This is a genomic window from Mesorhizobium sp. P2_E10, assembly GCF_056404235.1.
The window spans coordinates 143,678-149,713 of sequence record NZ_JBFUEK010000010.1 but is presented as its reverse complement, the minus strand read 5'-3'; the positions used below and the strand labels follow the sequence as shown (position 1 = coordinate 149,713).

Here is a 6,036-nt window from a genome sequence, read left to right as displayed (position 1 = left end):
GCGCCACACAGGCTTGCCGCGATCATCATCACGATCARGTCGCCAAGCCGGTGCGTGGCGTTGGCTGCGCGTGGATCTGGCACCGCGCCGAAATAGCTCTCAAGGCTGGAAATGGCAGTCGCTCCTTCGCTAAGACTGCCTTCCCAAAGAATCCCTTCTCAAACCAACTTCAAGCCCAAAATCCCCATATGCGATTCCCCTGCCCTCAAGGGGGAGATGGCAGCTCCGCCGCCGCGCCATCATCGCCCCGCAAAAATCCCCTTGACCTCAACTTACCTTGAGCTTGCAAACCATCTCCGAGCCTCCTGACCAACAAACCTTCCAAATCGGAGATGAATGAAATGAGTACCAAAAATCACCACAATGGCAGCGTGTTTCGGGTCGACAAGTTTGTCGTCCCGGCCGCTGCCCGCGAAGAGATCCTCACCAAGGTCAGGACGACGCATGAATTGCTGCGCCGGCAGCAGGGCTTCGTCCAGGATTTCCTGCTCGAGCAGTTCTCGGGTCCCGGCGAGTTCAACCTCGTCACCATCGTCGAATGGGAAAGCCAGGCCGCCGTCGACAAGGTCGTGCCGATCGTCAAGGCTGCGCATGAGCGCATCGCCTTCAACCCGCAGGAGACGATCGCCCGGCTCGGTGTCCGGGCCGACATCGCCAACTATCAGCGCTTGCCCGAGCTGTAGGACGGCCAGCCGGCCCCTTGTGCCGGCGCCTCGGCGCTGACCACCTGGCCGGTGCGGGCATCGCTGATCATATGTTCGAAGCCGCGCCACTCCGCGGCGACGATGAAGAGCGTCTTGCCGTCCGGACCGCCGAGCATGCAGGCAAAGCAGCCGCGATCGACGTCGACGCTTTGCAGCACGTCGCCGCCTTCGCGCACCCGCACGCAATGCCGGTTGGGCACGTCGGCATACCAGACGGCGCCCTCGGCATCGATGCAGATGCCGTCGGGAAAGCCGTTGCCGAGATCGGCCCAGACCCGCCGGTTGGCAAGGCTGCCATCGGCGCCGATGTCGAAAGCGGTCAGCCGGTTGGCGTGCGATTCGGCAACGATCAGCGTCCTGTTGTCCGGTGTCACCGCCATGCCGTTCGCAAAGGCGATGTTCTCCGCCACCTGGCGGATCGTCCCATCATGCGTGATCAGCACGATGGTGCCTGGTCCAAAATGCTCGCCGGCAGCCGGCGCCGGGCCACCGCCATTGACGTAGATGTTAGCGCGCCCGTCGACGACGATCTCGTTCCACGGGCTCTTTGAAAGCCCTCTCAGATCGGCATGGGTGACCAGCGTCCCGTCAGGCTCCTGTCGCAGCAGCAGCCCGTCGCGGCCGGAGACGACGAGCAGGCGCCCGTTCGGCAACCAGTCGATCGAATAGGGCAGGACGGCCGGCACGGTCAGCATGATGTCGCTGTTGCCGTCGCCATCGATAGCGACGATCTCGCCGGTGCCCCAGTTACAGACCCACAGGCGTCCATCATGCCAGCGCGGCGATTCCCCGAAGGCGAGGCCAGTCGTTACGATACGCGCTTCATGGACTGCTGATTTCTGCGACGGCATTGCGGGCTCCGTGGTTGGTTCGGCAGCACTTCGAAGGAGCGCTATCTCCCAAGGACGAGCGAGCGTGGCTCGCCCCGACAATAGCGTTGGTTTTTATCAGCCGGCCAGAACGCATCTGTCCGATGCCTTGGGCGCCGCCATTGTTGCGTTGCGGGCAGGGGGTGTTTCCGCTATTGAGGCCGAACCTGAAACAAGGGTTGTCCCCATCCCATGAGCCTCGTCGACACGGTCAAGAATGCGTTCGTTCCGATCCATCGCGAGGGCTATCCGTTCATCGCCGCCTTTGGTGCTGGCACGCTTTTCCTTGGCTATTTCTCCTCGATCCTGTTCTGGGTCGGCCTCATCCTGACGGCCTGGTGCGTCTATTTCTTCCGTGACCCCGAGCGCGTCACGCCGGTCGACGACCGGCTGGTGGTCAGCCCTGCCGACGGCATCGTCTCGGCCGTCGGCCCGGCCGTGCCGCCGCGCGAACTTGGCCTTGGCGGCGCCGAAATGACCCGCATCTCGGTCTTCATGAATGTCTTTTCCTGCCATGTGAACCGCGCCCCGGTGCGTGGCCGCATCTCCAGGATCGAGCATCGACCGGGCAAATTCCTCAACGCCGAACTCGACAAGGCCAGCACCGAGAACGAGCGCAACGGCTTGATCATCGACAGCCCCAACGGCACGGTTGTCGCCGTCCAGATCGCCGGGCTGGTGGCGCGCCGCATCGTCTGCTGGGCCGAGACCGGCGGCTCGATCGCCATCGGCGAGCGTTTCGGACTGATCCGCTTCGGCTCGCGCGTCGACGTGTTCCTGCCTTTGACCGCCGTGCCACGCGTCGCTGTCGGCCAGACCGCTGTCGGCGGCGAAACCGTGATCGCCGAATTTGGCGGCGTTGCCGGAACGCCGCTGGTCAGGATTTCGTAAGCGATGGGCGCGCCGTTCAAGAAATTCGAGGCGCATGGCAGCGGCGGTCCGCGCATCCGCGAAATCCCGATGCGCATGGTGCTGCCCAACCTGGTCACCGTGCTCGCCATTTGCGCCGGCCTGTCCGGCATCCGCTTCGGCTTCGAAGGCCGCTTCGAGCCGGCGGTGGTGATGGTGCTGCTCGCTGCCTTCCTCGACGGCATTGACGGGCGTCTGGCGCGGATGCTGAAGGCGACTTCGAAATTCGGCGCGCAGATGGATTCGTTGGCCGACATCGTCAATTTCGGCGTCGCGCCCGCTTTGGTGCTCTATGCCTTCCTGCTCGATCGCGCGGGATCGCCGGGCTGGATCGCAGTCCTGCTGTTCGCCATCGCCTGCGGGCTGAGGCTGGCGCGCTTCAACGTGCTCGACGAGGACCACGATCGCCCGATCTGGCAGAGCGAATATTTCGTCGGCGTGCCGGCGCCGGCAGGCGCCGTGCTGGTCATGCTGCCGCTTTATCTGTCGTTCCTCAGGGTTGGCGTCGAGCCCAGCCGTCCCGCCGCTTTCGTCGCCACCGGCTTCACCGTCCTGGTCGCCTTCCTGCTGGTCAGCCGGCTGCCGGTGTATTCCGGCAAGAGCCTGAAAGTGCCGGGCGACAAGGTGCTGCCGATCATCCTCGCTGTCGTGCTCTACATCCTGCTTTTGATGACCTATCCCTGGTACACGCTGACCGCGTCGGTCGCCGGCTATCTGATCTTCCTGCCGTTTTCCGTACGGGCGTACTCGAAACGCGCCAAGCGCGAAGGCGAGAAGGTTCCGCCTTCGGATATTGGCTGACAGGTCCCTGTCGGAACCTGCCGGGCACCTTGGCGTTGTATCTCAGTAGGCGATCGGAACAGGCCGTCGCGCTATGTCGGCAGGTATGAGCGGCGAGGCGCGGCGTAGCGGAAACGCTAATCCCGAGAGCGACTTGCGTCAGACAAGCCCTGAAGAAGAGCGAGGAGAAATGGCTGTCATCCTCATCGGCGCGTTACTCACTATCGGCGGCGTTGTGTACATGGCGGGCGCGGTCCTCGGGCGCGGGCGGCTCAGCGATCCGAGGCCCTCTGCCGCGACGCCGGAGCGCCCGACGCCAAATCTCGCAACGACAGGCCCGACACTTGAGCCGCGGCGGCGCGGGCTCGGTTTCTTTGGTCTGTCGCAGAACTGGCCGGGTCTGCTAATGATGGGGGTCGGCCTTATCCTGCTATTGTCGGTGGTGGTCCTTTAGACAAGGGACTCTCAGGCCGCCACACCCAGCCCCAGCTTCTCGATCGCCAGCTTCCGCGTCGAGACATAGTCGGTCTTGCCCGAGCCCAGCACCGGGATTTCCTCGACCTTGACGATGTCGTTGGGCACCATCAGCTCGGCCGCGCCCGCCTGCTTGCCGAACTTGCGCAACTCGTCGGGATTGGCGTCGTCGGCGGTGGTGACCAGCACGATGCGCTCACCGCGCCGTTTGTCCGGCACCGCCACTGCGGCATGCCGCTCTTCCGGCCACAGCGACTGCACCAGCATTTCCACCGCGCCCAGCGACACCATCTCGCCGGCGATCTTGGCGAAGCGCTTGGCGCGGCCGCGAATGGTGATGAAGCCTTCGCGGTCGACCGCGACGATGTCGCCGGTGTCGTGCCAACCCTCGAGCGGCTGCAATTCGCCGGGCCGGTCCGAGGTCATGTAGCCCATCATCAGGTTCGGTCCGTCGAGCCACAGCCGGCCGGCATCCTCGATGCCCTCGACTGGCTCGAGCTTCATGCGCATGGCTGGCAGCAGCCGCCCAACCGTGCCGTCGCGGCCATGGATGGCGGTGTTGACGGCAACGACGGGTGCCGCCTCGGTCAACCCGAACCCTTCGATGATCTCGGCCTGGAAGCGCTCGCGGTAGACGCGGCGCGTCTCCGGCTTCACCGCTTCGGCGCCGGCGACGACGAAGCGCAGGCTGGAGAAGTCGCCATCCTTGGCGGTGCGCGCATAATTGGCCAGGAACGTATCGGTGCCGAACATGATCGTCGGCTTCACCTTGCGGGCGATCTCGGGGATGATCTTGTAGTGCAGAGGCGAGGGGTAGAGAAACAGTTTTACCCCGGTGACCAGCGGCAGGATGGTGCCGCCGGTCAGCCCGAACGAGTGGAACACCGGCAGCACGTTGAGCAGGATGTCGACCGGCGAGATGGTGACGCGCGCCTCTGCCTGCATGGCGTTGGCCACAAGGTTCTTGTGCGACAGCACCACCGCCTTGGGCGTGCCTTCCGAACCCGAAGTGAACAGGATCACCGCCGGTTTGGCAGCGTCCTGCCGCTGCAGGGGCAATCGCCACAGCAAGGCCGCGGTGAGCTTCTCCAGCGTGGTGACGCTGGTCCGCACATCCTCCAGCCAAAGCAGTTTGGCGCCGCCCTTTTCGACCGCCGCGATGATGTCGGCGAGGTCGGCCTTCTCGACGAAGGCAAGTGAAGAGATAACGGTGCGGATCACCGCCGTGCGCACGGCGGCGGTGACGCTGGCCGGGCCGGCGGTGTAGTTGATCATCGCCGCCACCCGGCCGGCCGACAACAGGCCGACGAACGACAGCACCACGCCATTGGCGTTGGGCAGCAAGATCCCCACCGCTTCGCCCGGCGCCGTCACCGCTTCGAAGCGGCGGCCGAGCACCCGCGCGCCGATGAACATTTTGCGGTAGCTCAGCGCGCCTGAGATGACGTCCTCGATGATCGGATGCGAGGCGCCGACGCAGTCGGCGGCATCGCGCATGGCCAGGAACAGGCCGCGATTGAGATTTGTGCCGAAAAGCCGGGCCTCGGCGACACGATCGAACAGCGCATTGGTGTTCGAGGCCTGGTCGGGGTTTTGCGCCAACAGTTCGGCGATGGTCATCGGCTCCAGCACGCTGATCGACAGGCGCGGAAACCAGTGCCGTGGTGCCTTGTCGGCCTGCGTCAGTGACACCGGCAGGCTGCGCGCGCCGCCGATAAAGATCGGCACGATGCGGGCATCCGCCTGCATGGCGATGCGGGTGACGGCGCGAAACAGCCGAAACGCCTTGACGTCGGGCTCGACCGCGTCGGGCAAATAGACGGCGAGACGGCCCTTACCCTTTAGCACCCGCACCAGCCTGCGGCTGACGAAGAGATGCTCGGCATTGAAGGCAATGGTGCGGCCAAGCTCGCGCCACGGCTCAAGCCATGGCGACCGCGCCGAGACCTCGTCGAGAATGTGCAGCGTGTCCTCGGGCAGCAGCGACAGCATCAGCGCCGGTTCGAAACGCGACTGGTGCGAGATGACGTAGATGACCGGCGCCGGTGCCGCCCGCGCGATCTTCATCCGATCGTCTTCGATCCGGTAGGCGAGCTTGAACGGCACATAGAGCAGCGCCTGGGCAAAGCGCAGGCCAAGGCGGAATTTCTCCACCACGCCGATCAGCAGCCAGGCCACAACCAGACCCGCAAGCAGCGCCAGTGTCAGGAACATGCCGCATCTCTCCCAGCGTTTACACGCTGCGGCTCTTTTCGGCCGCTTCGGGGCAGAGCCTAGCCGAAGTGCGGGCAAGGTCAATG

6 protein-coding genes are annotated in these 6,036 nt (G+C 64.7%); 4 read left to right on the top strand and 2 right to left on the bottom strand.

The genetic code is table 11. The features are described from left to right. The first annotated feature begins 341 nt into the window (after positions 1-341). Positions 342-683: an antibiotic biosynthesis monooxygenase family protein gene (locus tag AC1D0N_RS24065; protein ID WP_477248352.1), complete on the top strand. Its 342-nt coding sequence runs from the start codon at positions 342-344 to the stop codon at positions 681-683. Here AC1D0N_RS24065 and AC1D0N_RS24060 read toward each other — a convergent pair. After that, positions 662-1,555 (bottom strand): SMP-30/gluconolactonase/LRE family protein, encoded by an 894-nt coding sequence (locus tag AC1D0N_RS24060; protein WP_477248351.1) that lies wholly within the window; start codon positions 1,553-1,555, stop codon positions 662-664. The two genes, AC1D0N_RS24065 and AC1D0N_RS24060, sit on opposite strands and share 22 nt — an antisense overlap. A gap of 210 nt (positions 1,556-1,765) precedes the next feature. On the opposite strand from AC1D0N_RS24060, the gene AC1D0N_RS24055 reads away from it, so the two are divergent. From AC1D0N_RS24055 to AC1D0N_RS24045, 3 genes are all read left to right on the top strand, one after another. Beyond that, entirely contained in the window at positions 1,766-2,464 is a 699-nt protein-coding gene (locus AC1D0N_RS24055) for a phosphatidylserine decarboxylase (protein ID WP_477248349.1), read from the top strand. Positions 2,465-2,467: 3 nt separating this feature from the next. Then, positions 2,468-3,283, top strand: coding sequence for a CDP-alcohol phosphatidyltransferase family protein (locus AC1D0N_RS24050; RefSeq protein ID WP_477248347.1), 816 nt, complete (start codon positions 2,468-2,470; stop codon positions 3,281-3,283). A 169-nt stretch (positions 3,284-3,452) separates the two neighbouring features. Further along, positions 3,453-3,716 carry a hypothetical protein gene (locus tag AC1D0N_RS24045; protein ID WP_477248345.1) on the top strand — a complete coding sequence of 88 codons (264 nt, stop codon included), beginning with the start codon at positions 3,453-3,455 and terminating at the stop codon, positions 3,714-3,716. A gap of 11 nt (positions 3,717-3,727) precedes the next feature. Here AC1D0N_RS24045 and AC1D0N_RS24040 read toward each other — a convergent pair whose 3' ends face one another. Further along, on the bottom strand, positions 3,728-5,950 hold the full coding sequence (locus AC1D0N_RS24040; RefSeq protein ID WP_477248343.1) for an AMP-binding protein: 2,223 nt from the start codon (positions 5,948-5,950) through the stop codon (positions 3,728-3,730). Positions 5,951-6,036: the final 86 nt, after the last annotated feature.